This window comes from Bradyrhizobium sp. ERR14 (assembly GCF_014198235.1).
Lineage (GTDB): Bacteria > Pseudomonadota > Alphaproteobacteria > Rhizobiales > Xanthobacteraceae > Bradyrhizobium.
In genome coordinates, this window is record NZ_JACIHD010000018.1 from 94,817 (window position 1) to 120,576 (window position 25,760).

21 protein-coding genes are annotated in these 25,760 nt (G+C 65.8%); 11 read left to right on the forward strand and 10 right to left on the reverse strand.

Annotated features, from left to right (window positions below; genetic code table 11):
• The first annotated feature begins 13 nt into the window (after nt 1-13).
• Complete coding sequence (locus GGD62_RS32170; RefSeq protein ID WP_183712175.1) at nt 14-967, forward strand: MBL fold metallo-hydrolase; 954 nt, start codon at nt 14-16, stop codon at nt 965-967.
• Nucleotides 968-1,045: 78 nt separating this feature from the next.
• Here the strand turns inward: GGD62_RS32170 and GGD62_RS32175 are convergent, their stop codons facing one another.
• From GGD62_RS32175 to GGD62_RS32185, 3 genes are all read right to left on the reverse strand, one after another.
• Nucleotides 1,046-3,628, reverse strand: coding sequence for an EAL domain-containing protein (locus tag GGD62_RS32175; RefSeq protein WP_183712177.1), 2,583 nt, complete (start codon nt 3,626-3,628; stop codon nt 1,046-1,048).
• A 156-nt stretch (nt 3,629-3,784) separates the two neighbouring features.
• Nucleotides 3,785-5,086, reverse strand: a complete 1,302-nt coding sequence (locus GGD62_RS32180; protein WP_179736126.1) for an MFS transporter — start codon at nt 5,084-5,086, stop codon at nt 3,785-3,787.
• Nucleotides 5,087-5,189: 103 nt separating this feature from the next.
• A complete protein-coding gene (locus GGD62_RS32185) occupies nt 5,190-7,580 on the reverse strand; it encodes an EAL domain-containing protein (RefSeq protein ID WP_246800367.1) in 2,391 nt (796 codons plus the stop codon).
• Between the two features lie 327 nt (nt 7,581-7,907).
• On the opposite strand from GGD62_RS32185, the gene GGD62_RS32190 reads away from it, so the two are divergent.
• The gene (locus GGD62_RS32190; protein ID WP_183712181.1) at nt 7,908-9,074 is read left to right on the forward strand and encodes an ABC transporter substrate-binding protein; all 1,167 of its coding nucleotides are present in this window, start codon (nt 7,908-7,910) and stop codon (nt 9,072-9,074) included.
• 6 nt (nt 9,075-9,080) lie between these two features.
• Here GGD62_RS32190 and GGD62_RS32195 read toward each other — a convergent pair whose 3' ends face one another.
• From GGD62_RS32195 to GGD62_RS32205, 3 genes are read right to left on the reverse strand one after another with little or no spacing between them, the layout of a single operon-like run.
• Entirely contained in the window at nt 9,081-10,058 is a 978-nt protein-coding gene (locus GGD62_RS32195) for a hydroxyacid dehydrogenase (RefSeq protein WP_183712183.1), read from the reverse strand.
• 12 nt (nt 10,059-10,070) lie between these two features.
• Nucleotides 10,071-11,945 (reverse strand): TRAP transporter large permease subunit, encoded by a 1,875-nt coding sequence (locus GGD62_RS32200; RefSeq protein WP_246800368.1) that lies wholly within the window; start codon nt 11,943-11,945, stop codon nt 10,071-10,073.
• On the reverse strand, nt 11,945-12,976 hold the full coding sequence (locus GGD62_RS32205) for a TRAP transporter substrate-binding protein (RefSeq protein ID WP_183712185.1): 1,032 nt from the start codon (nt 12,974-12,976) through the stop codon (nt 11,945-11,947). The genes GGD62_RS32200 and GGD62_RS32205 overlap by 1 nt, the downstream gene beginning before the upstream one ends.
• A gap of 427 nt (nt 12,977-13,403) precedes the next feature.
• On the opposite strand from GGD62_RS32205, the gene GGD62_RS32210 reads away from it, so the two are divergent.
• Complete coding sequence (locus tag GGD62_RS32210; protein ID WP_092253391.1) at nt 13,404-14,876, forward strand: caspase family protein; 1,473 nt, start codon at nt 13,404-13,406, stop codon at nt 14,874-14,876.
• A gap of 52 nt (nt 14,877-14,928) precedes the next feature.
• Here the strand turns inward: GGD62_RS32210 and GGD62_RS32215 are convergent, their stop codons facing one another.
• The 3 genes from GGD62_RS32215 to GGD62_RS32225 form a co-directional block, all read right to left on the reverse strand.
• A complete protein-coding gene (locus GGD62_RS32215; protein WP_026202237.1) occupies nt 14,929-15,300 on the reverse strand; it encodes a hypothetical protein in 372 nt (123 codons plus the stop codon).
• 36 nt (nt 15,301-15,336) lie between these two features.
• Complete coding sequence (locus GGD62_RS32220; RefSeq protein WP_092253393.1) at nt 15,337-16,635, reverse strand: Spy/CpxP family protein refolding chaperone; 1,299 nt, start codon at nt 16,633-16,635, stop codon at nt 15,337-15,339.
• Nucleotides 16,636-16,770: 135 nt separating this feature from the next.
• Nucleotides 16,771-18,195 carry an FAD-binding oxidoreductase gene (locus GGD62_RS32225; RefSeq protein WP_179736140.1) on the reverse strand — a complete coding sequence of 475 codons (1,425 nt, stop codon included), beginning with the start codon at nt 18,193-18,195 and terminating at the stop codon, nt 16,771-16,773.
• An 84-nt stretch (nt 18,196-18,279) separates the two neighbouring features.
• On the opposite strand from GGD62_RS32225, the gene GGD62_RS32230 reads away from it, so the two are divergent.
• The gene (locus GGD62_RS32230) at nt 18,280-18,786 is read left to right on the forward strand and encodes a thioesterase family protein (RefSeq protein ID WP_183712187.1); all 507 of its coding nucleotides are present in this window, start codon (nt 18,280-18,282) and stop codon (nt 18,784-18,786) included.
• Nucleotides 18,787-18,789: 3 nt separating this feature from the next.
• Here the strand turns inward: GGD62_RS32230 and GGD62_RS32235 are convergent, their stop codons facing one another.
• On the reverse strand, nt 18,790-18,963 hold the full coding sequence (locus GGD62_RS32235) for a DUF1328 domain-containing protein (RefSeq protein ID WP_018319670.1): 174 nt from the start codon (nt 18,961-18,963) through the stop codon (nt 18,790-18,792).
• 237 nt (nt 18,964-19,200) lie between these two features.
• Here GGD62_RS32235 and GGD62_RS32240 point away from each other — a divergent pair, with 237 nt between their 5' ends.
• The 7 genes from GGD62_RS32240 to GGD62_RS32270 all read left to right on the forward strand — a co-directional run bounded on the left by GGD62_RS32240 (nt 19,201) and on the right by GGD62_RS32270 (nt 25,736).
• Nucleotides 19,201-21,861 (forward strand): ATP-dependent helicase, encoded by a 2,661-nt coding sequence (locus GGD62_RS32240; RefSeq protein WP_183712189.1) that lies wholly within the window; start codon nt 19,201-19,203, stop codon nt 21,859-21,861.
• A 9-nt stretch (nt 21,862-21,870) separates the two neighbouring features.
• Nucleotides 21,871-22,158 (forward strand): type II toxin-antitoxin system HicB family antitoxin, encoded by a 288-nt coding sequence (locus GGD62_RS32245; RefSeq protein WP_018319668.1) that lies wholly within the window; start codon nt 21,871-21,873, stop codon nt 22,156-22,158.
• An 88-nt stretch (nt 22,159-22,246) separates the two neighbouring features.
• Nucleotides 22,247-22,663 (forward strand): hypothetical protein, encoded by a 417-nt coding sequence (locus GGD62_RS32250; protein WP_183257546.1) that lies wholly within the window; start codon nt 22,247-22,249, stop codon nt 22,661-22,663.
• On the forward strand, nt 22,663-23,331 hold the full coding sequence (locus GGD62_RS32255; RefSeq protein ID WP_018319666.1) for an OmpA family protein: 669 nt from the start codon (nt 22,663-22,665) through the stop codon (nt 23,329-23,331). Before GGD62_RS32250 ends, GGD62_RS32255 begins: the two co-directional genes overlap by 1 nt.
• A 172-nt stretch (nt 23,332-23,503) precedes the next feature.
• On the forward strand, nt 23,504-24,022 hold the full coding sequence (locus GGD62_RS32260; RefSeq protein ID WP_165637545.1) for a DUF962 domain-containing protein: 519 nt from the start codon (nt 23,504-23,506) through the stop codon (nt 24,020-24,022).
• 28 nt (nt 24,023-24,050) lie between these two features.
• Entirely contained in the window at nt 24,051-25,082 is a 1,032-nt protein-coding gene (locus GGD62_RS32265; RefSeq protein WP_018319664.1) for an NAD-dependent epimerase/dehydratase family protein, read from the forward strand.
• Nucleotides 25,083-25,109: 27 nt separating this feature from the next.
• A complete protein-coding gene (locus tag GGD62_RS32270; RefSeq protein ID WP_018319663.1) occupies nt 25,110-25,736 on the forward strand; it encodes an isoprenylcysteine carboxylmethyltransferase family protein in 627 nt (208 codons plus the stop codon).
• Nucleotides 25,737-25,760 lie beyond the last annotated feature (24 nt).

A 25,760-nucleotide genomic window follows, 5' to 3' on the forward strand; every position in this document is an offset into this window, starting at 1 on the left:
AGGAGCTTTCAAGATGAACCAGACAATCCGTAACACTGAGGAGACGAACATGAACCTGCACCACACCACACGCCCCGGCGAGCCGGGGTCCCAAGAGCTGGTTCCTTCGCGCTACGCGCTGAAGATCGGCGAGATCGACGTGATGGTGATCAGCGACGGCGTACTGACGCTGCCAGGCGCGATGCTGGCCCACAACGCCGACCCGGCCGTCCGCGCGGCGTGGCTGAAGGACATGTTCCTGCCGCCGGACGCGTTCGATTGGGCGCTGAACGTGGTCGTGGTGCGTAGCGGCGACCGGACCATCCTCGTCGACGCCGGACTAGGATCCGACCCGGACTTGCACTTGCCGCGGGCCGGCCAGTTGAGCAAGCGACTGGCAGCCGCCGGTATCGATCTTGAGTCCGTGACCGACGTGGTGCTGACGCACATGCACATGGACCACATTGGCGGGCTGCTCGTCGACGAGGTGAAGGAGCGGCTGCGCCCGGACCTGCGCATCCACGTGGCAGCCGCCGAGGTCGCATTCTGGGAGGCGCCCGATTTCTCCCACGTCTCGATGCCACCGGGATTCCCGGACGCGCTTCGGGCGACCGCCAAGCGGTTCGCGAAAGAATACCACAACCAGCTACGTACCTTCGAGGACGAGCACGAGGTGGCACCGGGCGTGGTGGTCACGCGCACCGGTGGCCACACCCCCGGGCACAGCGTGGTCCGCCTGGCATCAGGCGGCGATCGGCTGACATTCGCCGGCGACGCCGTGTTCACTGTCGGGTTCGACCACCCCGACTGGCACAATGGCTTCGAGCACGATCCCGAAGAGGCGGCCCGCGTCCGGGTCCGTCTTCTGCGCGAGCTGGCAGCGAACGAAGAACTCCTCGTCGCCACGCACATGCCGTTCCCGTCCATCGGACGGGTCGCGGTCGACGGCGACCACTTTCGCTGGGTGCCAGCCTTCTGGGACTACTGACCGCTCGTCGGGTTGGAGCCGAACCGGGGTGCGTATTCACCGCATGAGTGAGTTCGCACCCTGTGTTCGACGCTGTCCCTAAGCCGTCCGCCTCACGGCGTCGCTGCCTGCCGGCGCAACATCCAGCCGCCCCAGCATCGCCCTCGCCTGCTCGGCGCAGTGCTCGATCAGCCAGCGCTCAAAGGCGACGGGGGGAAGTGCGGGGGCGTAGAAGAAGCCTTGCACGACGTCGCAGCCGAGCTCGGCCAGGGTCTTGCGCTGGCCTTCGGTTTCGACGCCCTCGGCGACGACGGTCATGCCGAGGCCCTGGCCGACGCGCACCACGGCGGTGGCGATTGCGAGCGCGCCCGCGTCACGTTCGATGTCGCGCATGAAACTGCGGTCGATCTTCAATTCGCGGATCGGCAAATGCGCGAGACGGCTGAGGCTGGAATAGCCGGTACCGAAATCGTCCAACGAGAGCCCGACGCCGAGCTCGCGAATCGCGTTCATGGTCTCGAGCGCGGCGACGCCGTCCTGCATGAAAGCGCCTTCGGTGATCTCCAGCATCAAGGCGTCCGCCGACAGATCGTATTCGGAGAGAATGTCCTTGAGCCGCGCGGCCAGCGTGACGTTGCGGAAATTGATCGGCGACAGGTTGACCGACACGCTAGGGATGTTGAGCCCGGCGCGGCGCCAGCTCGCCATCTGCCGGCAGGCCTCGCGCACCGACCACAGTCCGATCTGCTCGATCAGGCCGCACTCCTCGGCGAGCGGGATAAATTTTGCCGGCGAGACGTCGCCGAGCACGGCATCACGCCAGCGCGACAGCGCCTCGACGCCGTGGATGGCGCCGTCGCAGCTGCGGATCTGCGGCTGGTAGCTGAGAGTCAGCGCGCCTTCGACGATGGCACGGCGGAGCGCCGCGATCAGCGCCAGCCGCTGCTCGGTGAGCCCGTTCATCTCGGCGCTGAAGATACGATAGGTCGAGCGGCCCGCCTGCTTGGCCATGTACATGGCGGCATCGGCCTGCTGCATCAGTGTGTCGATGTCGGTGGCATGGTCGGGATAGAGGCTGATGCCGATGCTGGCTGACATCGGCATCAGCTTCGATCCGAGCTTCAAGGGTGCAGCCAGCGCCTCCGTGATGTCGGCCGCGACGCGCGCGGCGCTCTCGGCGTTGCGTTGAGGCAGCAGGATGACGAACTCGTCGCCGCCGAGCCGCCCCAGCATGTCCTCGGGGCCGATCTGCTCGCGCAGGCGTTGGGCGAGCTGGATCAGGAGTTCGTCGCCGGCGGCGTGGCCGAGCGTGTCGTTGACGTCCTTGAAATGATCGACGTCGAGGAAGGCCAGCGCGACATGGCTGCCGGTCGGGCAGGCATCGATCGCCGTGGTGATCAGGTGGCGCAGCTGCGCGCGGTTCGGCAGCCCGGTGAGAATGTCGTGATAGGCGAGCCGCGCGATCTCGGCGCGCGCTTCCTTGCGCTCGATCGCGAAAGCGCCGAGATTGACGCAGGCCTCGACGATGCGCCGGTGCCAATTGCTCGGCGCGCGGGGCTCCCGATAGTAGAAGGCGAAGGTCGCGATGACCCGGCCGTCCTTGGCCTTGACCGGCGTCGACCAGCAGGCGCGCAGGCCGATCGCGAGCGGCATGGCCTTATAGGGCTGCCAGCGCGGATCGGTCTCCAGATCGGTCGCCAGCACCGGTTCGCCGTAGAAAGCGGCGGTGCCACAGGAGCCGACATCGGGGCCGATGGCCACGCCGTCCAGCGCGCGGGAATAATCATCGGGCAGGCTGGGGCCGCCGAGCGGATGGATCAGGCCCGCGGCATCGACGTGAAGCAACGAGCAGACCACGTGGGGCGCGATCTCCTCGACGCGACGGCACAGCCTGTCGGCGATCTCGCCGATCGGCACCTCGTCGGCGAGCGCGCCCATGATGAGTTGCTGGAGCGAGCGCAGCTGCTTGGTCTCGGTGATGTCCTCGAGCAGCGCGAAGATGTGCTTGACCCGGCCCTTCGTGTCGCGGAAGGCATCGATCCGGGCGCAGACCCAGATCTCCTCGCCGTCCTTGTCGTAGACCAGCACCTCGGCTTCGCCGCGGCGACCGCCATGCATCAGGCGCTTGATGAGCTTCGCGATGGCCTTGCGATCGGTATGCCGGCCGGCGATCAGCTCGCCAGCGCGGCGGCCCTCGGCCTCCGCGTTGCTGTAGCCGAACAGCGTCGTGAAGGCGGAATTGACATAGACGATGTTCTGCTCGGTGTCGCTGATGATCACCGCCCGGTTGGTCTGGTCGGAGACGGCGTGGAGAAGCCCGATCCTGCCGCGGCGCTCGGCTTCGATGGTGACGTCACGCGCAAACAGGATGTAATGATTGGCGCCGCCGATTTTCACGGAAGACAGCGCGATAGCCGCCCTGATGCGGCTGCCGTCACGGCGCACGAGACTGATCTCGTCCCGGAGATCGGCCACCGGATCGGCCTGAAGGCCCTTGAGGACGAGAATTTCGGCATCGCGACCCAGCACGTCGGTGCGTGCCAACTTCCAGATGCGCTCCGCGGCGGCGTTGAAATGAGTGATGCGATGCGCGTCATCGACGATGACGACGCCATCGTCGGCGCGTTCGAGCGCGGCTCGCAGCACGTCCGGAATTTCAGTGAGACAATCGAAGGCGGACATCGTTTGACCCGGCGATATCGGGAAATACGGCAAGCGGTCCGACGCTAACGCTCCGATGGTGTCCAAGTCGTTTTTTGCCGCGTCATTCCTCCTCGCCAAGAGGCGGCATGCTTAACGATCCGCGAAAACGGCGACGGTATCTTGATGGGTGCGGAACTAATCCGCGCCGGTTCCCGCGTGAAGCTTGTGCAGCCGGCCGGCGACGGCCCGCACCTTGCGCGGCGCAGCCTGCCAGATCGAGAGCGCCGACAAGGCGCTCACGATCATCGCGATGGCGAAGGCGAGCGTGTAGTCACCAGTGCGATCGTAGAGGAAGCCGGTCACCCACGGTCCGGCCGCACCGCCCGCCAGCGCCGCCAGCATGATCGTGCCGAAGATGCTGCCCTGGTGCTTGCCCTGGAAAATCTCGAACACCACCGCGCCCATGATCGAGGTGAGGCCGTAACCGAACGCGCCTTGCGTAAACACCATCACGTAGACCAGCCACAGCGACGGCTGGAACTTCAGCGCCATCAGCGCCGCAAAGCAGATCACAAAGCCGGCGCAACTGATCGCCCACACCCATTCCCGCCCGATCCGGTCGGAGACATGGCCGAGCAGGATCTGGCCGGGAATGCCGAGCAGGCTGACGATGCCGAGAGACCACACCGCGACACCTGGACTGAAGCCGATGTCGAGCAGGAACTTGGTCTGGTGCACCTGCACCGCGTACCAGATGTACAGGCCGCAGAAATAGCCGAGTGCGATCCACCAGAATCGCGCGGTCGCGACGGCACGTTTCAGCGTCCAGTCGGTATTGACCCAGACGGGATCGACGACATTGGAGATCGGCTGGGCCGCACCTGCGGCCGGGACGACATCGCCGTCCGGCTCGAGGCCGATATCCTGCGGACGCTTGTGCAGCAGCAGATTGACCGGCGCCAGCACGACCAGGATGAGCAGGCCCATCGCGGTGCAGGCGGTGCGCCAGCCGGTCTGCTCGATCATGTGCTGCACCCATGGCAGCAGCGTCACCGAGCCGATGCCGACGCCGGCGAAAGCGATGCCGATGGCGAAGCCGCGCTTGCGGATGAACCAGTTCGGCAGGAACAGCGACTGGCCGGAATAGCCGAGACACACCGATCCTGCACCGACCATGACGCCGATGGTGACATAGAGGTGCCAGGGCGCGCTGGTGAGCGGCGCAAGCAGCAATCCGCCGCCCATCAGCACGACGCCGAGCTCCATCACCGCGCGCGGGCCGGCGCGGTCCATCAGGCGGCCGATCAGCGGGCTGACCACGCCAGACACCACGAAGCCGAAGGAGAAGGCGCCCGCGGTGACGCCGCGCTCCCAGCCGAATTCGGAGATGATGGGAGGAAAGAACAGTGAAAAGGCGGTACGCGCGTTGACGCCGATGGCCATGGTGACGAAGGTCACGGCGACCACGACCCAGCCGTAGAAGAACGGAAGCCGCATGTTGTGCTTATTTCATCCCTAGACGATCCTTCCGACCATCTGGAGATGTCCGGGTCAAGCGCTTTTCGCGCATGCCCCTTGAGCGAGATGCGTCAGGGAGATCTCAGGCGGCGTCGCGCCGTGAGGGTTTGGCCGGCCCGTCGAACAGGATCCGCTCGATCGGCTGCGGGCGGCCGAACAGATAGCCTTGCGCGAAATTGACGCCGAGCGCCTTCAGCCGCTCGTACTCTTCGCGGGTCTCGACGCCCTCGGCGGTGACCGACATGTCGAGCCCGCGCGCCAACGTCACGATCGAGGAGATGATGGCGGAGCTGCGCGGCTGCTGGGTGAGGTTGCGGATGAACGACTTGTCGATCTTGATCTTGTCGAACGGGAACGCCGTCAGATAGCTGAGCGAGGAATAACCGGTGCCGAAATCGTCGAGCGCGAGCTCGACGCCGAGCTGCTTCAGCCGCTGCATGAAGGCGTGGTTCTCGACCCCGCGCTCCAGCAGCACGGATTCCGTGATCTCGATCTCCAGCCGCTGGGGCGGCAGGCCGGAATCGGCGAGCGCCGCGCAGATCACCTCGAACAGCCGGGCCTCCTTGAACTGGATCGGCGACAGGTTGACGGCGACCGCGAGATCCGATGGCCAGCCGGCCGCGTCCGCGCAGGCGCGCCGCAGCACGAATTCGCCGAGCGGCACGATCAGCCCGGTCTCCTCCGCAAGCGAAATGAACTGGTCCGGCGGGATCAGGCCGCGTGTCGGATGCCGCCAGCGCACCAGCGCCTCGAAGCCGCGCCGCGCGCCGCTGAGGGCGTCGACGAACGGCTGGTAGTGCACCTCCAGCTGGCACCGCGCGATGGCGTCGCGCAGATCCCCCTCCAGCGTGTTGCGCGCCTCGAGCTCGGCCGACATCGCCTCGTCGTAGATGGTGAAGCAGTTGCGGCCTGCCGATTTCGAACGATAGAGCGCAAGGTCCGCCTTCTTCAGCAATTGCTCCTGATCGCTGCCGTGATCCGGCGCGATGGCGATGCCAATGCTGGTGCCGATCTCGACGCGGTGACCAGGCAGCAGGAACGGTTCGGTCAAGAGCTTGGCAATCCGCGCCGCCAGCTCGGTCGAGCAGGCGCGCTGATCCTCGCCGGTTTCCTGGATGATGGCGAACTCGTCGCCGCCGAGCCGCGCCAGCACGTCGTTGGCGCGCACGGCGGATTTCAGCCGCTGCGCTACCTGGCGCAGCAATGCATCGCCAGCGCCGTGACCGAGCGAGTCGTTGACGTTCTTGAAGCGGTCGAGGTCGAGCATCAGGATCGAGAACGGCAGGCCCCGCACGATGAGCTGGCTGTTCATCTCGTCGAGCCGGGTGAGGAAGAAGGCGCGGTTCGGCAGTCCGGTCAGGATGTCGGTCTGGGCGAGCTCGAGCACCCGCCGGTTCGCCAGCGACAGCCGCCGCGAATTGCGGCTCGCGAGCATGAGATAGGTCGACAGCGACAGCGTCAGCAGCATGCCGACGATCAGCACGGCGCCGGCGCGATCGTAAGTCGTCTCCAGCGGACCGCCGGCGGTTGGAACCGCCCGCACCTGCCAATCGGTGTCGCCGATCTTGAGGCTGCCCGCCCAGTGCAGCGCCCGCGCGACGTCCCGCATCGACTGCGGCGCCGTGGCCGCCGACGAATAATCCGGCAGCATCTGCTCCAGGCTGACGATCTGCGCCGTGAAAGGCGGATAGACGTTCATGCTGACCGCGGGGCTTGCTCCGGTCGTGACGCGAATTGCCTGGATCAGCAGCGGCATGTCGAAGATGCCGACCACGAAGCCGGCCAGATTGCGGCGCCGATCCGCGACCGTGTCGCGCGAGGTCCCCTTGGCGTAGACGGGAACGGCAACGAGGACGTCGGGCAGCCGGCCGCCCTCCTTCGGTTCGAACAAGCGCGTGCGAATGGCTGCGACCTTGTCGTTGTCGCGGGCGCGCTCCAGCACCGCGCGGCGCTCCGGGACGGTGGCGTAATCCATGCCGTACACCGCCGAGGTCTTCGGCTGGGTCGAGTAGAACACCGGAAAATATTCATCGGTCTGCGGCGCCGTCGCAAAGCCCGTGCCCTGGAGCGACTTGATGCGATAGCCGGACACGCCGTCCGCGATCGCCGCGGTCTCGTATTCGGCGCGTTCCTTGCGGTTGACGCGCGGCAACCAGGCGATGCGCAGCATGCCGGGATGGCGCTCGAACAGACGGGCGCTGAAGGTTTCGAACTCGCTGCGGGTGACCTCGTCGTTGGTCGATTCGAACAGCGTGCGCAGCGCGACGAGCCGGGAGATGTATTCGCCCATGCCGTTCTGCATGACGATCGCTTCGGTTTCGGCCGCGTTCTCGAACTCGATCCTGTTGACGCGATCCTCCCACCGCGCCACGGCGGCCGCGCCCACGACCGAAAACAGAAGACCGACGCCGACCGCGACGAGCGCAGGGCGATACAGCCCGAGCAGCGGCGCGGCACGCCACCATCCGGTCATACGCCTCCGATCCTGATCGTTCTGATCGCGATCGCCCATCTTGAAGCCGCCGTCCCCCTGTCCGCGACGAACCGAACCTCTGGTTGAGGTGCCGGCGCCGCTATCGGAACAAGACCGCGGTTAAGAACTGCACAATTTCGGAACCCCTCCATTCCGCAACGCGTGAATTAGTTAATGAAGTGCCCGAATGATCCGGCATTCTGGAAACAACTTGCCGGTTTTGCCCGGAGTACTACGGGCTGCCGACACGTCGCCGGTTAGCGAGCTATTCAGCCTCGCAGGAATATGTTGCGCAAGGCTCCTCCCATCATTCGGCAAAACTCCCTGATGTATCGATTTCGATCAGCGACATCCCTCGTCCTGGCCATCGCGCTCCTCGCCGCGACCGTGCTGGCGGCGAGAGCCGACGAGGCCGGCGTCAGCGAGGATGCGATCCTGTTCGGCCAGGCCGCCGCGCTGGAAGGGCCCTCCTCCGCGCTCGGACAGCGCATGCGGCAAGGCATCGTCGCGGCATTCACCGAGATCAACGCCAAGGGCGGGGTCCACGGCCGCAAGCTCCAGCTCATCAGCCGCGACGACGGCTACGACCCCGACCGTTCGGTGGCGCAGACGCTGCACCTGATCGACGACGACAAGGTGTTTGCGCTGATCGGCGCGGTGGGCACGCCGACCGCGATGGCGACAATTCCGATCACCAGCGCCAGGAACGTTCCCTTCATCGGTCCGTTCAGCGGCGCCGAATTCCTGCGCGACCTCGAGCTTGCCAACGTCGTCAACATCCGAGCGAGCTATGGTGCGGAGGCCGAGGCGTGGATCAAGCACCTCACCGAGGATCGCCACTTCACCCGCATTGGCATCTTCTACCAGGACGATTCCTTCGGCCGTGACGGTCTGGTCGGCGTCAAGCGCGCGCTCGCCAAGCGCGGCCTCGAGCTTGCCGCCGAGGGCACGTTCGAGCGCAACACCCGCGCGGTCACCGCAGCCTGGCGGGTGATCAGGCGCGCCGAACCCGAGGCGATCGTGATGGTCGGGACCTATGGGCCCTGCGCGGAGTTCATCAAGCTCGCGCACCGCAGCGGTTTCCATCCGACCTTCGTCAACGTCTCCTTCGTCGGCGCCAATGCGCTGGCCAAGGAGCTCGGCCCCGAGGGTGAAGGCGTCATCGTCTCACAGGTCGTGCCGTTTCCATGGGACCGCTCGCTCAAGCTCGTCGCCGACTACCAGGCGGCGCAGAAGGCGTTCGATCCGACGCTGACACCGGACTTCGTGTCGCTGGAAGGCTATCTCTCCGGCCGGCTGGCGGCCGCGGCGCTGGAAAGGGCCGGGCCGAACCCGACGCGCGCGAGCCTGCTCCGCGCCATCAACGATGTCGGCCGCTTCGACATAAGCGGCAGCGCCGTCAATGTCGGCATCCGCATGATCGATGCGCCGCCGAAGGTGTTTTTGACGGTGATCCAGAAGGACGGAACGTTCAGGGCGGTGGACCGGCTATGAAGCCGCTCACGGCCGCCGCGTCCAGCGCTCGGCATTGACGGCACCCGGCGGAATCTCGCCCTTGACGATTGCCTCGACCTGCCGAACCGTTTCCAGCGACTGATATTCGATCGCCTGCGGCGTCAGCCCACCGACATGCGGCGTCGCGATGACGTTGGGAAGCTTCGCCAGCTCCGGCGTCGGCATCTGGTCGGGCGCGCGGCCGACATCCATCGCCGCGCCGGCGATGCGATGCTCCAGCAGCGCGCGCGCCAGCGCCGGCTCATCGACGAGATTGCCACGCGAGAGGTTGATGAAGACGGCATGCCTCTGCATGCGGCCCAGCGCCGCTTCGCCGATCAAATTCTCGGTCTGCTCGTTAGCGATCGCGAGGCAGACGACGTAGTCCGACGCGGCGAGGAGCTCGTCGAGACCGACCTGCCGGATCGCCGCGTCGCTGACGGTTGCGAAGGGATCGGCGACCAGCACCTCCATGCGCAGCACCTTTGCGACCTCGGCGAGATAACGGCCGATGCTGCCGTAACCGATAATGCCGATTTTGCTGCCCGCGAGCTGGCGGCCCATCCGCGCCTCGACCTTGCGGCCGGCCTGGTAGTCCGCCGTCGCCCGGGATATGCCGCGGGAGAGATCGACCATGAAGCCGAGTGCGAGCTCGGCAACGGCCTGCACGAAACCGGGCCCGGCGCGGGTCACGAGCACGCCGGCCTCTGAGGCCGCTTCCACATCGACGTTACGGATATCGACTGCGCAGCGGACGAAGGCGCGCAGACGCGGCAGCGCTGCGAAGATCTCGCCGCGCCCTTCGGTCATGCGGTCTGCGACGATGATGTCGGCATCTCGCGCAGCACGCACGAGGCCGGCGGCGTCCAGGGTTTCGTCGCTCTCGTGCAGGATCACCTCGGCGGCCGCGCGTAGGCCGCTCAGGCTGCGATCGCCATAGTAATTGCGCCGCATCTCCGGTGTGTGAGCGAGCAGAACCTTCACGTCAAAACTCCTTCAGTAGCCGAATGCCCGCGGCAGCGCGGTGCTCAGCCATGGCACGAAGGCGATGACGAGCAGGCAGAGGAACAACAGGCCGAGATAGCCCATGATCGGCTTCACCGTCTGCTCGATCGGCACGTTGCCGATCAGGCAGGCGCCATAGAGCCCGAGCCCGAGCGGCGGCGCGAACAGGCCGATGCCCATGGCGATGACCAGCACGACGCCGAAATGCAGGGGATCGACGCCGAGCTGCACCGCGACCGGCAGCAGCAGCGGCCCGAAGATGATCAGCGCGGCCGCCCCTTCCAATACCGAGCCCATCACGATCAGCACGGCGATGGCAAGCAGGATGAACAGCCAGACGCCTGAGGTCTTCGACAATCCGAGCATGAAATCGCCGACCGCATGCGGCACCTGCTGCAAGGTCAGCGTGAACGCGAGCGACTGCGCGGCAGCGACGATGAACAGCACGAGACCGGCGCGCGTCGCCGCCTGCACGAAACTATGCGCAGCCGATTTGAAGCTGAGCTCGCGAAACACCACGCTGCCGACCACGAGCGCATAGGCCACGGCAAAGGCCGATATCTCCGTCGCGGTGGCAAAGCCGCTCTTGAAGCCGAAGAAGATCATGAAGATCAGGCCGAACGAGGCGATCGCGCCGCTCCAGAGCCCCGACACCGGCATCTGCGGCTCGACGTCCTCGACCTTGTCCGGCCGCTTGCCGAAGATGATGGACACCACGATCAGAACCAGCGCCATCAGCGCCGACGGCAAGAGACCGGCGACGAACAGGCCGCCGATCGACAAATTGGCGACAAAGCCCAGAATGATCAGGTTGATGCAGGGCGGGATGGTCTCCGCCATCACCGCGGACGCCGCCAGCAGCGCCACCGCGCCGCCGGGGTTCTGCTTCGAGCGGCGCGCCGCCGGGATCAGCACCGAGCCGACCGCGGCAACATCGGCCATCTTCGAGCCAGAGATGCCCGAGAACAGCACCATCGACGCCACCATCACGACGTTCAGCCCGCCGCGCATGCGCCCGACCGCGCGCTGCAGCAGCTCAATCAGCCGCACCGACATGCCATTGGCTTCCATGAGGTAGCCGACGAGGATGAAGAACGGGATCGCAAGCAACACGAAATTGTCGATGCCGCGCGCCATCTGCTGGGCGAAGATGACGCCGGGCAGCGCGCCCTCGACCCAGATGAAGATGAGCGCAGCGAGCGCCAACGCAAAGCCGATCGGCAAGCCGCCGAACAGCGTTACGAAGAAGCCGATCAGCATCAAGGTGCCCGCCGACGGCACCGAGGACGGCGACAGGTAATCCCAAGCCAGATAGAGGCCCGTGACGATGATGATCGCAACGAGCCCCCTGATGATGTCGGGGAACGGGCGCGCGCAGAGATGGTCGATCGCGAACACCGTCATGAACAGCGCGCCGACGCCCATCGGATAGAAGGTCAGCTCCAGCGGCAGGCCGGAGCCGGTGGTCTGGCCTGCGGTCAACGAGCCCAGCTTGATGGCGTTGTAGGCGACGTAGCCGGAGATCAGCACGACCAGCAGCGCGCCGGCGGCATCGACCGGCGCGCGCAGGCGCAGCGGCAGGAGATCGCGGAAGAAGGAGACACCGACATTCTCGCCGCGCGCGAGCGCGCTTGCCGCACCGAAGAAGGCCGAGCCGACCATCAATCCGCGTGCGACGTCGTCGGACCATTCGACCGGCGCGTTGAAGAAGAAACGCAGCAGCACCGAGACGCAGACCACCACGAGATCGGCGGCGAGCAGGATGGCCGCGATCGCATCGCTGAGCCGAAGCAGCAGGGCGATGCTGCCGTGGCGGCCGGCCGAAACGGGCACGGCGGCCGTCACCATCATCTCAGACCTGGCCATCAGGCTTGCGTCGCGCGGACGATGTCGATGACGGCCTTGGACTCCGGACGGGCCTTGATGAAGTTCTCGATCTGCGGCGCGACGCGCTTCTTGAAGGCCTCGCGGTCGCATTCGGCCACGGTCACGCCCTTCTCGGTCAAGGCGGCCAGCGCCTCCTTCTCGACTGCAAGCCCATGCGCACGCGTGTCGGCCGCGGCCTTCTTCGCGGCATCGAGAAAGCCCTCGCGCAGCTTCGGGTCCATGCGGTTGTAGGTCATGTCGCTGAAATAGATCGCAAGCGGCGAGAAATTATGCTGCGTCAGGGCGTAGAATTTGGCCGTCTCGAAGAACTTGCTGGCCAGGATCGTCGGCGGATCGTGCTCTAGGCCGTCAAGCACGCCGGCCTGCAAGGCCGTGTAGATCTCGCCGAAGGCCAGCGGCGTCGCGGCGGCGCCCATCAGCCGCAGGCATTCCGTGATGACGGGGTTCGGCAGCGTCCTGATCTTGAGGCCGGCGAGATCTTCCGGCGTTTTCACCGGCTTCTTCGCCAATACGCTGCGCGAGCCGAAATTATAGGCCCAGGCGATGATGCGGATGTTGCCGCCCTTGAGCAGGGCGTCCTCGATCGGCTTGGCCGCGCCGGCATCGAACGCCTTGGTCTGCTGCGGGAAGCTGGAGAACAGAAAGCCGAGATCGTAGGTGCCGACCAGCGGCACCAGATTGGCCGAGATCGAGGAGCCCGACACCATGAGGTCGATGACGCCGAGCTTCACCGAGTTGATGACGTCGATCTCCTGGCCGAGCTGGTTGTCGGGGAAGAAGGCGACCTCGATTTGCTCGCCGAGCCCGTTGCCCTTCAAACTCTTGACGAGGTTGTCGTAGTAGACGCGGCCGTTGGCGAATTTAGGATCGTTCGGCAGCGAGGAGGAGCATTTCAGCTTGAGCGTCGCGGCTTCGGCGCGGCCGATGATGGCGGGGGAGAGCACGAGGCCGGCGGTGACCGCCGCCGATGACTTGATGAACGCGCGACGGTTCACGGGCACGATGGTCATGGTGCGGTCTCTCCCACATTATTTTTTGTTCGCCGCGGTCGTTGCCGTGGCCTGTTGCGCGGACTTTATGGCCAAAGCGACGGCGCAGGCAAGCGGGGCGGCTGGCAACCGCAGAGCGTGCGCGAAGTGCGTTGGGTAGTCCGTGAGCGCTTCGAAACGACTACGATTCCCGGGGATTTTGCGATAGTGATCGGCCTGCGGCCATATCCGCGCAATGGGCACCGTCGCGTCGAGCCTGCATCAATCCAATTGGAGCATGGATCAATGCGTGATTCACATGGATGGGGCTAGACCGATGCATCGCGCTTGGGCCGGCGCCTGCCCCATTTTGCCGCAGCGCGCAGCGTGATCCAGCGCACAGACGGCGTCATGGCGCAGACGTAGAAAAGGTGCCATCATCGCAAATATTGCCGATGGAGGTGACACCATGCGCCGTCCAGTCCTTTCCAATTTGCTTCTTGCTTCCGGTTTTCTCGCCCTCGCCCAGTTGATGACGCCGACGGACGCTGCAGCCGAAGCGCGGCTCGCGCTGGTGATCGGACAATCCGCCTATCGCACCGTGCCCGAGCTGCCCAACGCCGCCAACGACGCCAAGGGCATGACGGAGTTGCTCGGCAATGCCGGCTTCACCGTCACCACGGCGGCCAACCTGGCGCAGAACGAGATGCGCGCGGCAATCTCGGATTTCGCTGGCAAGGTCAGCGCCAGCGGCGCCGACACGGTGGCGCTGGTGTTCTATGCCGGCCATGGCCTGCAGATCGACGGCGAGAACTACCTGGTGCCTGTCGATCTCGATCCCAAGCGCGAGGCCGACATTCCGCTCCAGGGCGTGCGGCTGAACGACATGCTCAACACGCTCGGCGCGCTGCCGACGCGGGCGCGCATCTTCATGCTCGATGCCTGCCGCAACAATCCGTTCCCGGCGCTCAGCGGCGCCGGCCACGGCCTTGCGATCGTCGACACCAAGGCCGGCGCGCCCGGCTCCTTCATCTCCTATTCGACTTCGCCCGGCGCCGAAGCCGAGGACGGCAGCGGCATCGACAGCCCCTACACCACGGCCGCGCTGACCATCGCCAAGCAGCCCAATCTGCCGATCGAGGAAGTGTTCAAGCGCATCCGCGTCGCCGTCGCGCAATCGACCGACGGCCGACAGATTCCCTGGGAAAGCTCCTCGCTGACGACCGACTTCAAGTTCTTCGGCGAGAGCAGCGGCAGCACACCCGCTCTTCCGGGCGCGAACGCGATGGCGCTCGCCGGGGGCACGCGCAGCCTCGAGGACTGGCGCAAGGAATTACGGGGCAAGCCTGCGATGGTCGCGTATGAGCTCGTGATCACCGAGGACACGGTGGAGGCCTATCAGGCCTATATCGAGCTGTACGCGCAGGACACCCGCACGCCGCGCGTGCGCACGGTGCTGGAACGGCGGCGCCAGATGCTGGCCTGGGAGCGCGCAACCGCGATCAACACCCGCGCTTCGTTCGAGGCTTACCTGGCCAATTGGGACAATAGCGACCTCGCGGCGACTGCGCGCCGGCTGCTGCTCCGCGTCCAGAACCGCAATTATGGCGTCCCCGTCGCCGCCGCAGCGATCCCGGTCGCCGTCGCGATGGGCCCGACCTGCCCGTGCTCGACGCCAACGACACCGGCAACGCCGGTCACTCCGAGCGTCGCGCCCGTGATCAAGAAGCGCGTCGACGACACCCCGCCCAAGCGCAAGGTGGTCGAGACTCCGCCGAAGCGCCGCCCGCCGCCCGAGGAAGTGGTCTACGAACGCGCGCCGCCCCCCGGCCCGCCGCCCGGCGCCGTGATGCAGGGTATCGGCATCGGAATCGGGATCGGCATGGGAATGGGCGGCCGCGGCGGCGGCGACCATTATCGCGGCGACTACCGCAGATACTGAGACTGTCCAGCATTGACATAGATCCGGCTCGCGCCCGACGCGCGAGCCGGATCTACTGCGCCAGCGCCGGATAGTCGTGCTGGACGGCCTCCCGGATCCAGCCCGCTTGGATCGCGCGAAACAGGATCTGCGCCGTCTTCATATCATTTGCCTTCACGCAGAGGTCGACGATGCGGCGGACCGCATCGTCACGCATCAGATCGTCCGCGATCTTCATCGCAATCTCCATCGCGACGCGGGCTGCACGTTCAAAGCGCTCACGTTCGCGCTTATCAGCCGGTGCGGAGCCTCCGACAGCCTCCGCGCCCGCTCTCGCAGCCTCGCAGATGTTACGAATGCGCTCCGCCGCGTCGATATCGCCGATCGGTCCCTGGATCGGCTCATCCCAGATGTCGGCCGGCTGCCGCCTTGCGAACCACTTCATTGCCCCCACCCATGGCCTTTATTTGGCTTGCACCATTCAGGACGTGCGGCGCGGCCCGATCGCCTCGAACTGCGCCTTCTGCTCGTCGTTCAGCGTGGCATAGAAATCATCGAGCGCCGCGCGCACCGACTTGATCCCGTCCAGCATCGCATCGAGCCGTTTGCGGATTGTGGCCATGCGTGCCGGCGGTGTCATCACGTCATTGGGCTCGCAGCCCGCCTTGAGCGATGCGCTGACCTTTGCGCTGGTATCCTGGAGCACCTGCAGCGCCGCGCGCTGGGTGTCGCTCGGACGAAGCCTCTCATCGATCGCAGCAGCAGGCCAATCGAACGCGGCGGCCACATTGCAAGCCTGCACCGACGATTCCCTCGCATTGTTCGATGCCGTCGCACGACGCTGATCCTCGGCGAGCGCATTGAAGCGCGCCTTCTGCTCGTCGTTCAGCGAGCCATAGAACTGGTCGAGCGCGGGCTGGACCAGTTCGACAGCCTTCTGCATCGCCTCGATGCGCTGCTGCATCGCTGCGAGCCGGCCTGGCGCCGTCGCTGCGGCCTGCGTCGGACAGGATGTGCGGATCAGCGCTGCGGCGTCGATCGAGGCATTGCCGAGCGCATCGAGAGCTGTGCCCTGCGCATCCGTCGGCTGCACCGCGGATGCGATCTGATCGATCGGTAGTCCGGCGATGGCACGGCGGTCACTGCCGCAGAGCTGATCGAGCGGTGCGCTACGCGCCCGTCGTCGTCCCTGCGATTGCTGCGGCAGATAGGCCGACAGGCGATCATAGCCATAGGGGCCGAAAATGCCGGCATAGATGTCCGGGTATCCGTAACCCCAGAAGCCGAGCCCGTCGCCCCAGATCGTGTAGTCGTAGAGATCGTTATAGGCGAACGGCCAGAACAGCGGCCCGACCCAGCCATAGCCGCCGCCCGCATGCTGCCACCATCCGCTGCTTGCGCCGCTCCAGCCGGCCAATGCGGCCGCTGCCGCGAGCTGTGCACGCGCTGCCGGATTGCTGATCAGCCGGCCATTCCGGAATGCGCTGGTGTTCAGGGCATTGCGGAAGCTCGCGGGGCGGATCGCCGCGTTGCGGATCTGACCGAAGTTGGGCCCGCCGCGTCGGACACCGGACGTGAACCGCATGCCGCGATGATGCCCGCCGGCATGCCCATGTCCACCGCCGTGGCCGCGGAAATGTCCGCCGCCGTGATGGCCACCGCCGTGCCCGCCTCCATGGCCACCGCCATGTCCGCCCCCATGGCCGCCCTTGGCCAGAGCCGCGCCCGCCAGCATGCAGGCAAGCGCCATCGCGGCAATTCCAATGACCGGTCGCACCATCGCACCCTCCCGCAGAGCCGCGCCATTGAGGCATCGGAACTTGGCGGGAATTGGAACCGACAGGATTGCCGAAAGTTCCCGCCCCCGAACCGGTGGACGGCATCGGCCTTGCGGCGGCTTTGTTGTGCCGAAGGCCTACGCCTCCGGCACAATCTTGCCGGGATTGAAGATGTTGAGCGGATCGAGCGCCTTCTTCAGCGCCCGCATCGCATCGAGCGCCTCGGGGCCGAGCTCGGCCTGGAGGTATTTCTGCTTGCCCTGGCCGATGCCGTGCTCGCCGGTGCAGGTGCCGTCCATCGCCTGCGCGCGCTCGACCAGGCGATGCATGAACTCCTCGCCGCGCGCCATCTCGGCGGCATCGTTGGTGTCGCAGACCAGCGAGCAGTGGAAATTGCCATCGCCGACATGGCCGACGATCGGCGACAGCAGATTGAGGCGCCTGAGATCTTCCTCGGTCTCGCTGACGCAATCGGCGAGCCGTGAGATCGGCACGCAGACGTCGGTCGCGACCACGCCGATGCTGTCGCCGGGCCGCAGCGCCTTCACCGACCAATAGGCATCGTGCCGCGCCTGCCACAGCTTGGTGCGATCCTCCGGCTTGGTGGTCCAGGAGAATTCGCCGCCGCCGCAATCCCTGGCGATCTCGCCGAACGCCTTGGACTGCTCGGCAACCTCGATCTCGCTGCCGTGGAATTCCATCAGCAGCAGCGGCGTCTCCGGCAGCGTCAGCTTCGAATAGGCGTTGCAAGCCTGCACCTGCGCGGCATTGAGCAGCTCGATGCGCGCCACGGGGATGCCGGTCTGGATCGCAAGGATGACGGCCTGACAGGCCCCGTGCACGGTCTCGAACGACACCGCACCGGCCGCGATCGTCTCGGGGATGCCGCGCAGGCGGATGGTCAATTCCGAGATGATGCCGAGCGTGCCTTCGGCGCCGACGAACAGATGGGTGAGGTCGTAGCCGGCGGATGATTTCTTGGCGCGCGTGCCCGTGGTGATGATCTCGCCGTCGCCGCGCACCACCTTCAGGGCCAGTACGCTCTCGCGGATGGTGCCGTAGCGCACCGCATTGGTGCCGGAAGCGCGGGTCGAGGCCATGCCGCCGAGCGAGGCGTCCGCGCCGGGATCGATCGGGAAGAACAGGCCCTGGTCGCGCAGATGCTCGTTGAGCGCCTTGCGGGTGACGCCGGGCTGGATCACGCAGTCGAGGTCCTCGGCATGGACCGCCAGCACCTTGTTCATGTCGCGCAGGTCGATCGAGATACCGCCGGCGGGCGCGTTGACCTGGCCCTCGAGCGAGGTACCGGTGCCGAAAGGAATGACCGGGACGCGGTTCTTGGCGCAGATCCGCACCACGTCCTGGATGTCGGCGGTCTCCTGCGCCATCACCACGCCATCAGGCGGCTGGTTGGGAATCCAGGTGGTGGTATGGCCATGCTGCTCGCGCACGGCCTGCGAGGTGATGAGACGGTTGCCGAAGCGTGCGGCAAGCTGCTCCAGCGCGCTCGCGAGGGCTTTCGGCTCCGGCCGCGGCGGATTATTGGTGATGGTGGTACCCACGGACATTCCTCCCGACAGAAGAACCGTGGCAAAGGATATAAAACCGGTCAAGTCAAGCGACCGGACGCATAGCTGGAAGGAAACATGCCGGAGACTGCCGCCTCAGCGCCCAAAGCCGAGCCGTTCCGCGCCTCGATCATGCAGATCGAGCCGCAATGGATCGACTATAACGGCCATCTCAACATGGCCTATTACAACGTGATGTTCGACCGCGCGATCGACCAGCTCTGGGCCGAGCTCGGCATCGGGCCGACTTACATGAAGGAGCGAGGCGGCTCGACTTTCACTGCCGAATGCCATGTGCGCTACTTGCGCGAAATCCACCTCGGCGATCCCGTGCAGATCCTGGTCTGGTTGCTGGAGGCCGACGACAAGCGGCTGCACACGTTCGAGGAGATGCGGCACGCGACCGAAGGCTGGCTGTCGGCGACGTCCGAGAACATGTCGCTTCACATGGATATGAATGCACGGCGCGTCGCGCCGTTTCCGCCGGATATAAGCGAGCGCATTGCGGCAGTCACAAAGGTCCACAGCGCGGTAGCCCGCCCGGAGGGCATCGGCCGGAACGTGGCGATGCCCTCGAAGCGGTGAGCGCTATACCCTGTTGCGGCCGCGGGCCAGGCCGACCACGGCCGAGACCAGGAACAGAACGACCGCGATGAAGAAGATGATCTTGGCGATCTCGATCGAAGCGCCGGCGATGCCGCCGAAGCCCAGGATGCCGGCGATCAGTGCGATAACCAGAAACGTCACAACCCAGCCAAGCATGGTCAAACCCTCGTCTTGATGTCTGTCTGCGTCTGGCGCGGCTGGCCGCGCCACCTGTCCAGACAATCTCGAGGCGGGAACGATGGTTCCGGCCCGGACAGGGTGGAAATTCGCGAGGACCGCTGGAACAAAATGACGTGCCCCGCACGTGGAAAACCTCGTTCCGCCGCCCCATATAGGCACCAATCCCTGTTAGAAGGCTCCCTTCCGCCACCCCGCGGTGCCATCGTGGGGCCAATGATTCGCATGACCGAGCCGAGCAAGATCACGTCCCAGAACGTCTCCGACCACCAGCCCGCAGCCGGCGGCATCGCCGCGCGTGCGCGCGCCTCGGTGGGCCCGAAATATCTGTCCGGGCTCAATCCGGAGCAGCGCGAGGCCGTGGAGACGCTGGACGGCCCGGTCCTGGTGCTGGCCGGCGCCGGCACCGGCAAGACGCGCGTGCTGACGACGCGTATCGCCCACATCCTGAGCCAGGGCCGCGCCCGCCCCGCCGAGATTCTGTCGGTGACCTTCACCAACAAGGCCGCGCGCGAGATGAAGCACCGGCTCGGCCAGATGCTCGGCCACGCCGTCGAGGGCATGCCGTGGCTCGGCACCTTCCACTCCATCGGCGGCCGCATCCTGCGTGTCCATGCCGAGCTGGCGCAGCTCAAGTCGAACTTCACCGTGCTCGATGTCGACGACCAGGTGCGGCTGCTGAAGCAGTTGCTGCAGGCCGAGAACATCGACGACAAGCGCTGGCCGGCACGCATGCTCGCCGGCCTGATCGACGGCTGGAAGAACCGCGGCCTGATGCCCTCGCAGGTGCCCTCCGGCGAAGCCGCCATGTTCGGCAACGGCAAAGGCGGCAAGCTCTATGCGAGCTATCAGGAGCGGCTGAAGATTCTGAACGCGGCCGATTTCGGCGATCTGTTGCTGGAGAACATCCGCATCTTCCGCGAGCACCCGGATATCCTCAGGCAGTACCAGCAGCGTTTCAAATATATCCTGGTCGACGAATATCAGGACACCAACGTCGCGCAGTATCTGTGGCTGCGGCTGCTGTCGCAGGCGCCTTCCTTCACCTCTCCCCGCCCGCGGGGAGAGGTCGCATCGCGCAGCGATGCGGGTGAGGGGGACTCTCCGAGCACCGAGCTCGTGGAGACTCCCCCTCATCCCGACCTTCTCAGTGCGAGCGAAGCTCGTCACGACCCCGCATCCGCCTTCGCCAAGGCTTCGGCGGACATGAGCGGGGAGAAGGAGAAGACCAAAAACATCTGCTGCGTCGGCGACGACGACCAGTCGATCTATGGTTGGCGCGGTGCCGAGGTCGACAACATCCTGCGCTTCGACCACGATTTCCCCGGCGCCAAGGTCATTCGCCTGGAGCGCAACTATCGCTCGACCGGCCACATCCTCGCCGCCGCATCGCATCTGATCGCGCATAACGAAGGCCGGCTCGGCAAGACGCTGCGCACCGAGGACCAGGATGGCGAGAAGGTCACGGTGACAGGCTCGTGGGATTCGGAAGAGGAAGCCCGCGGCATCGGCGAGGAGATCGAGCAGATCCAGCGCCGCGGCGAGAAGCTCAACGAGATCGCGATCCTGGTGCGCGCCTCCTATCAGATGCGCGAGTTCGAAGACCGCTTCGTCACGCTCGGCCTGCCCTATCGCGTCATCGGCGGCCCGCGCTTCTACGAGCGCGCCGAAATCCGTGATGCGCTGGCCTACTTGCGCGTCATCAACTCGCCGGCCGATGACCTCGCCTTCGAGCGCATCGTCAACGTGCCCAAGCGCGGCCTCGGCGATGCCACCGTGCAGATGCTGCACGACCACGCTCGCAAGCGCCGCATTCCCTTGTTCGAAGCGGCACGCGCCGTGGTCGAGACCGACGAGCTGAAGCCGAAGGCGCGCGGCTCGCTTCGCGAGGTCGTCGCCCAGTTCGACCGCTGGCGCGCCCAGCGCGAGGTTACCGCGCACACCGATCTCGCCCAGATCGTGCTCGACGAGAGCGGCTATACCGAGATGTGGCAGAAGGACCGTTCGGCGGACGCCGCGGGCCGGCTTGAGAACCTGAAAGAGCTGGTGCGCTCGATGGAGGAGTTCGAGAACCTGCAAGGGTTCCTCGAGCACATCTCGCTGGTGATGGACCGCGACGGCGGCGCCGAGGACGACGCAGTGTCGCTGATGACGTTGCACTCGGCCAAGGGGCTCGAATTCGACAACGTGTTCCTGCCGGGCTGGGAGGAAGGCCTGTTCCCGAGCCAGCGCACGCTGGACGAACAGGGCCGCGCCGGCCTCGAGGAAGAACGCCGGCTCGGCCATGTCGGCCTGACCCGTGCCCGCCGCCGCGCCATGATCTATTTCGCGACCAACCGGCGGATCCACGGCACCTGGTCGACCACGATCCCGTCGCGCTTCCTCGACGAACTGCCGGCGGCCAATGTCGAGATCACCGAATCCAAGCGCGGCTCGGCCTGGGGCGGCACCGGCGGCTATGGTGCCTCGCGCTTCGACGACATGGAGGCGTTCGGCTCCACCTATTCGACGCCGGGCTGGCAGCGCGCGCAGGCAAACCGAGAAGGCAACCGCAACCGGGGCGGCGGCCGCAATGGCGGCGGTGGCGGCGGCAGAAGCGGCGGCCTCGAGGAAGAGGCGGCGACGTTCTCATCCTCCTCGTCCTCAGGTCCCGACTTCGGCAGCTTCTCCTCGCGCCGCCGCGGTCCCCTGACGATCGAGGGCGAGCTGGTCGCCAAATCGACCGGCACCACCTCGGAATTCTCGCTCGAAGACCGCGTCTTCCACCAGAAATTCGGCTACGGCCGCGTCACCAAGATCGACGGCAACAAGCTCACCATCGCCTTCGACAAGGCCGGCGAGAAGAAGGTCGTGGACAGCTTCGTGCAGCGGGCGTAAGCGCGCGATATGGCTCAGTATGTCGCCATCATCGAGGACACCGATCCGGACGCCGTCAGCCTGTGGTTTCCCGACCTGCCCGGGTGCATTTCCGGCGGTGATGACGTCGACGAGGCCCTGGAGAGTGCACCCGAGGCACTGGCGTTCTATGCGCAGGAGCTGATCGCGGACGGACGGCAGCTTCCCCCGCCCAGAACATTGGACGAGCTCAAGGCCGACCCTGAGTTCGCCGACGACCTCGGGAAACACACGGTCGCCCTGATCGAATGGCCGCCCCGCGAAGACGCCGCGGAGTGAGGACTGTTCGCCGCACTCGCCGGGCCTTCGACAGTTCTCGCCCGAACAGCCCTTGACCCGCCCGAACTTCCCCGTATCAGATGCAGCCATGGTCCGGGGCTCCATCACACTGATCTTGCTGGCAATGGGGATGCCGTCGCTTGCGGCGGCGGAGACCATGAGCTTTGGCGATTCGATCGGGCTGCTGGCCAAAAGCTGCGGCGCCGAAATCGTCGCCAATTGCCGCGGCGTCAACCCGGATTCGACCCGCCTGAAGGAGTGCCTGTCGCGCAACCGCGACGTGCTGTCCCAGCAATGCGCGAGCGACTATCTCGGCGCGTTCGATGCCATCCAGAAGCGCGTCGCCGCGCGCGTCACGGTGGCGAACGCCTGCCAGCGCGAGATCGTCAAGGTCTGCGGCGGCTCGACCAAGGAGACCAGCAAGTCGATCCCCTGCCTGGTTTCGACGCCCAAGGGCATCAGCAACAACTGCCTGAAGGCCGTCGACGACGCGGGGTACCGCTGATGCGCGCGAGCAGGCTCTTCATTGCCGGAACCGCGGTCGCGCTCGGTCTCGCTTTGCTCGCGGGCACGGCCGTCGCCCAGACGGCGGCACCGACCCGCGACGACATCGTCGGCAAGCTCAACCATTTCGAAGAAGCCGCCGAGGTCGACCTTCCCGCGCTGAAGCAGCAGGTGATGGAGCGCGCCAAGACCAGGATCAAGAACGATCCCGGTCCGGTGAACCGGCCGCTGATCGCACCTGATCTCGCCAAGCTGCCCGCCTTCAATGCGCAGATCCAGTTCGATGCCGACACGCCGATCATCCAGCCGGCGTCCTACCAGACCGTCGGCCGCATCGCGGACGCGCTGGTTCATTCCTCGCTGCTGCCCTACACGTTCCTGATCGTCGGCCACGTCGAATCCAACTCGAAGACGCGCGAGGCCAACGCGATCCTGAGCCAGCGCCGCGCCGACGCGATCCGCGACGTGCTGGTGAACACGTTCAAGATCTCGACCAAGCGGCTGCATCCGATCGGTCTCGGTGAGGAGCAGTTTCTCGACCGGGCCAAGCCGACCTCGGCCGTCAACGGCCAGTTGCAAATCCTGACCTATGCCAAGCTGCCGGAGGACGCGCCGCATACGGCTGCGGCACCTGCGCCTGCGGCGAAAAAGCCCGCCAAGAAGCGCTGAGCGAGCGCAGCTTCGCACCCGACGGAACCCTTTGAAGTCCTGATCGTTTTGTTGCCTGTCCGGGGCGCACAAATACAGTTTCACGCGACAAAAACCCCGGTTTGTGCACCGCCCGGTCCAGTGCTATAGCCTCTGTTCGCCCTTCCCCGACCCCGTGCTGCATGAGACCGAAATGGGTGGCTATTTTCAGCGCCAACTTGCCGTTTATGTCGAGTACCATCGCGACCCCCGGAACACGGCGATGCATGTGGTCGGTATTCTCCTGTTGTTCACCGGCGCCGTGATGCCGCTGACGCTGGTCAGGCTGCCGCTGTTCGGTTTCGATGTCAGCCTCGCCGTGATCCTGGCCTTGCCGGTCCTGATGTACTGGCTGCTGCTCGACGTGGCGCTCGGGATCGGCATTCTGGCGGTCTCGATCGTGCTGTTTTCGGTTGCGACGACCGTTGCGGCGCAAGTCAGCACCGCGACGATGTGGGCGATTTTCGCCGCGCTGGTGGCGCTCGGCCTCGCCGCGCAAGCCATCGGTCACAAGGTTTTTGAGGGCCGCGAAGCCTCGTTGTTCACTTTTCCTTCGCATCTTTTGCTTGGACCGATGTTCGTGATGGCAAAATTATTCATTGCATTGGGCTTCCGTCGCGACCTTGCCGCGATTCTGGCGCCTCTTCCGACCAATTCCCTTTCAACCCGATAGCTCTAGACGCGAAACAGCAACCTTCTGCATGGCTCTCGTACTGGTTACCGGTGGCAGTGGCTTCATCGGACATCACCTCGTCGAAGCGCTCCGCGCCCGTGGGCAGCGGGTGCGCGTTCTCGATGTCCGCGCGCCGGCCGCGGCGAACGCGGATGTTGAATATGTCCACGGCTCGGTGCTCGACGGCGCCGCGGTCGATACTGCGATCGCCGGGGTCGATCAGGTCTATCACCTCGCCGGCCTGCCCGGCATGTGGGTCGCCAACAAGCAGGACTTTCACGACGTCAACTGTCGCGGCACCGAAATCGTGCTCGCGGCCGCAATGAAGCGCGGCGTGTCGCGCTTCCTGCACTGCTCGACGGAATCGATCCTGTTCCCCTATTCCGATCTCAAGGGCGCTGCCGCCGAAGAGGCGCTACAGCCGGCCGACGCGATGCCGGGCGCCTATACGCGCTCGAAGTCGCTCGCCGAGCATCATGCCGCGAAGGCGGCGGCCAGCGGCTTTCCACTCGTGATCGGCACGCCGACCATGCCGATCGGCGCGGCCGACCACAATCTGACGCCGCCGACGGCGATGCTGTGGTACTTCCTGCAGAAGAAGGTGCAGCCGCATCTCAACTTCCTGGTCAACCTCGTCGACGTCCGCGACGTGGCCACGGGCCTCGTGCTGACCATGGAGCGCGGCCGCATCGGCCAGCGCTACATCCTCGGCGGCGACTGCGTCCCGCTCGGCAACATCCTGCGGATGATGTCGGCGATGAGCGGCCGCCGGCAGTTCCCGGTCGTCGTGCCCGGCAAGATCGCCGAGCTCTCGGGCATCATGCTCGAATACCTCGCCGATCGTGTCACGCGCCGGCCGCCCAACGGGACCGCCGAGGGCGTGCGCATTGCGCTCGCCGCAAGCGACCTCTCGATCGGCAAGGCGCGCACCGAGCTCGGCTACGCGCCGCGTCCGATCGAGCCCGTGCTGCGCGAAACCATCACCCATCTGCTCGCCCGCAACGGCCAGCAGCCCTCCGGCGCCATCAAGCATCACGCGCTCTCCTCGCGCGCGAGCTAAAGCCGCCGCCCAACGCAAAGAACCTTCATGTCCTTCGATTTCAGCAAGCTTCTCTCGGTCGCCTGGGGTGGCTGGACCACGGCCTGGCCGACCGAACTCCTGGCCCTGGTCTGGCTCGCCTTTCTCGCCAGCTGGGTCGGCGCCTCGTTCTGGCAGGGGCGGACCAAGAAGCAGGTCATGACGCTGGAGTCGCAGCGCTATCGTCTGCCGATCCTGGTCGGCGGCATCCTGTACACGCCGTGGGTTGCACAGCTGCTGGGCTGGAAGCCGCTTTGGGTGCTCGGCAACACCGGCATCTACATCGCCGCGGTCCTCTCGGCCGCCGGCATCGCTTTCGCCTGGTGGGGCCGACTGCATCTCGGAAAATTCTGGTCGAACACCATCACCCACAAAGAAGATCACCGCGTTATCGACACCGGCCCTTACGGCATCGTGCGTCACCCGATCTACACCGGCTTGATCTTCGGCATGCTCGTCACCGGCATCGCAATCGGCCTCGTAACGACGATCCTCGGCGCGATTCTGATCTCGCTCGGCATGTGGCAGAAGGGCCGGATGGAGGAGGTGTTTCTGTCGAAGGAGCTCGGCGAGGACGCCTACGGCGCCTATTGCCGCCGCGTGCCGATGATCATCCCGTTCCTGTCGCCGCGGTGAGGGCGTAGCAGCTTCCTACTATTT

Excerpts from the sequence above, each read along its gene's own strand:
- GGD62_RS32205 (WP_183712185.1), bottom strand. The coding sequence starts at position 12,976 with ATGACCATCGTGCCCGTGAACCGTCGCGCGTTCATCAAGTCATCGGCG.
- GGD62_RS32270 (WP_018319663.1), top strand. The coding sequence starts at position 25,110 with ATGTCCTTCGATTTCAGCAAGCTTCTCTCGGTCGCCTGGGGTGGCTGG.
- GGD62_RS32240 (WP_183712189.1), top strand. The coding sequence starts at position 19,201 with ATGATTCGCATGACCGAGCCGAGCAAGATCACGTCCCAGAACGTCTCC.
- GGD62_RS32210 (WP_092253391.1), top strand. The coding sequence starts at position 13,404 with ATGCGCCGTCCAGTCCTTTCCAATTTGCTTCTTGCTTCCGGTTTTCTC.
- GGD62_RS32235 (WP_018319670.1), bottom strand. The coding sequence starts at position 18,963 with ATGCTTGGCTGGGTTGTGACGTTTCTGGTTATCGCACTGATCGCCGGC.
- GGD62_RS32190 (WP_183712181.1), top strand. The coding sequence starts at position 7,908 with ATGTATCGATTTCGATCAGCGACATCCCTCGTCCTGGCCATCGCGCTC.
- GGD62_RS32175 (WP_183712177.1), bottom strand. The coding sequence starts at position 3,628 with ATGTCCGCCTTCGATTGTCTCACTGAAATTCCGGACGTGCTGCGAGCC.
- GGD62_RS32265 (WP_018319664.1), top strand. The coding sequence starts at position 24,051 with ATGGCTCTCGTACTGGTTACCGGTGGCAGTGGCTTCATCGGACATCAC.
- GGD62_RS32215 (WP_026202237.1), bottom strand. The coding sequence starts at position 15,300 with ATGAAGTGGTTCGCAAGGCGGCAGCCGGCCGACATCTGGGATGAGCCG.
- GGD62_RS32220 (WP_092253393.1), bottom strand. The coding sequence starts at position 16,635 with ATGGTGCGACCGGTCATTGGAATTGCCGCGATGGCGCTTGCCTGCATG.
- GGD62_RS32230 (WP_183712187.1), top strand. The coding sequence starts at position 18,280 with ATGCCGGAGACTGCCGCCTCAGCGCCCAAAGCCGAGCCGTTCCGCGCC.
- GGD62_RS32170 (WP_183712175.1), top strand. The coding sequence starts at position 14 with ATGAACCAGACAATCCGTAACACTGAGGAGACGAACATGAACCTGCAC.
- GGD62_RS32245 (WP_018319668.1), top strand. The coding sequence starts at position 21,871 with ATGGCTCAGTATGTCGCCATCATCGAGGACACCGATCCGGACGCCGTC.
- GGD62_RS32185 (WP_246800367.1), bottom strand. The coding sequence starts at position 7,580 with ATGACCGGATGGTGGCGTGCCGCGCCGCTGCTCGGGCTGTATCGCCCT.
- GGD62_RS32200 (WP_246800368.1), bottom strand. The coding sequence starts at position 11,945 with ATGGCCAGGTCTGAGATGATGGTGACGGCCGCCGTGCCCGTTTCGGCC.
- GGD62_RS32250 (WP_183257546.1), top strand. The coding sequence starts at position 22,247 with ATGGTCCGGGGCTCCATCACACTGATCTTGCTGGCAATGGGGATGCCG.
- GGD62_RS32260 (WP_165637545.1), top strand. The coding sequence starts at position 23,504 with ATGGGTGGCTATTTTCAGCGCCAACTTGCCGTTTATGTCGAGTACCAT.
- GGD62_RS32255 (WP_018319666.1), top strand. The coding sequence starts at position 22,663 with ATGCGCGCGAGCAGGCTCTTCATTGCCGGAACCGCGGTCGCGCTCGGT.
- GGD62_RS32180 (WP_179736126.1), bottom strand. The coding sequence starts at position 5,086 with ATGCGGCTTCCGTTCTTCTACGGCTGGGTCGTGGTCGCCGTGACCTTC.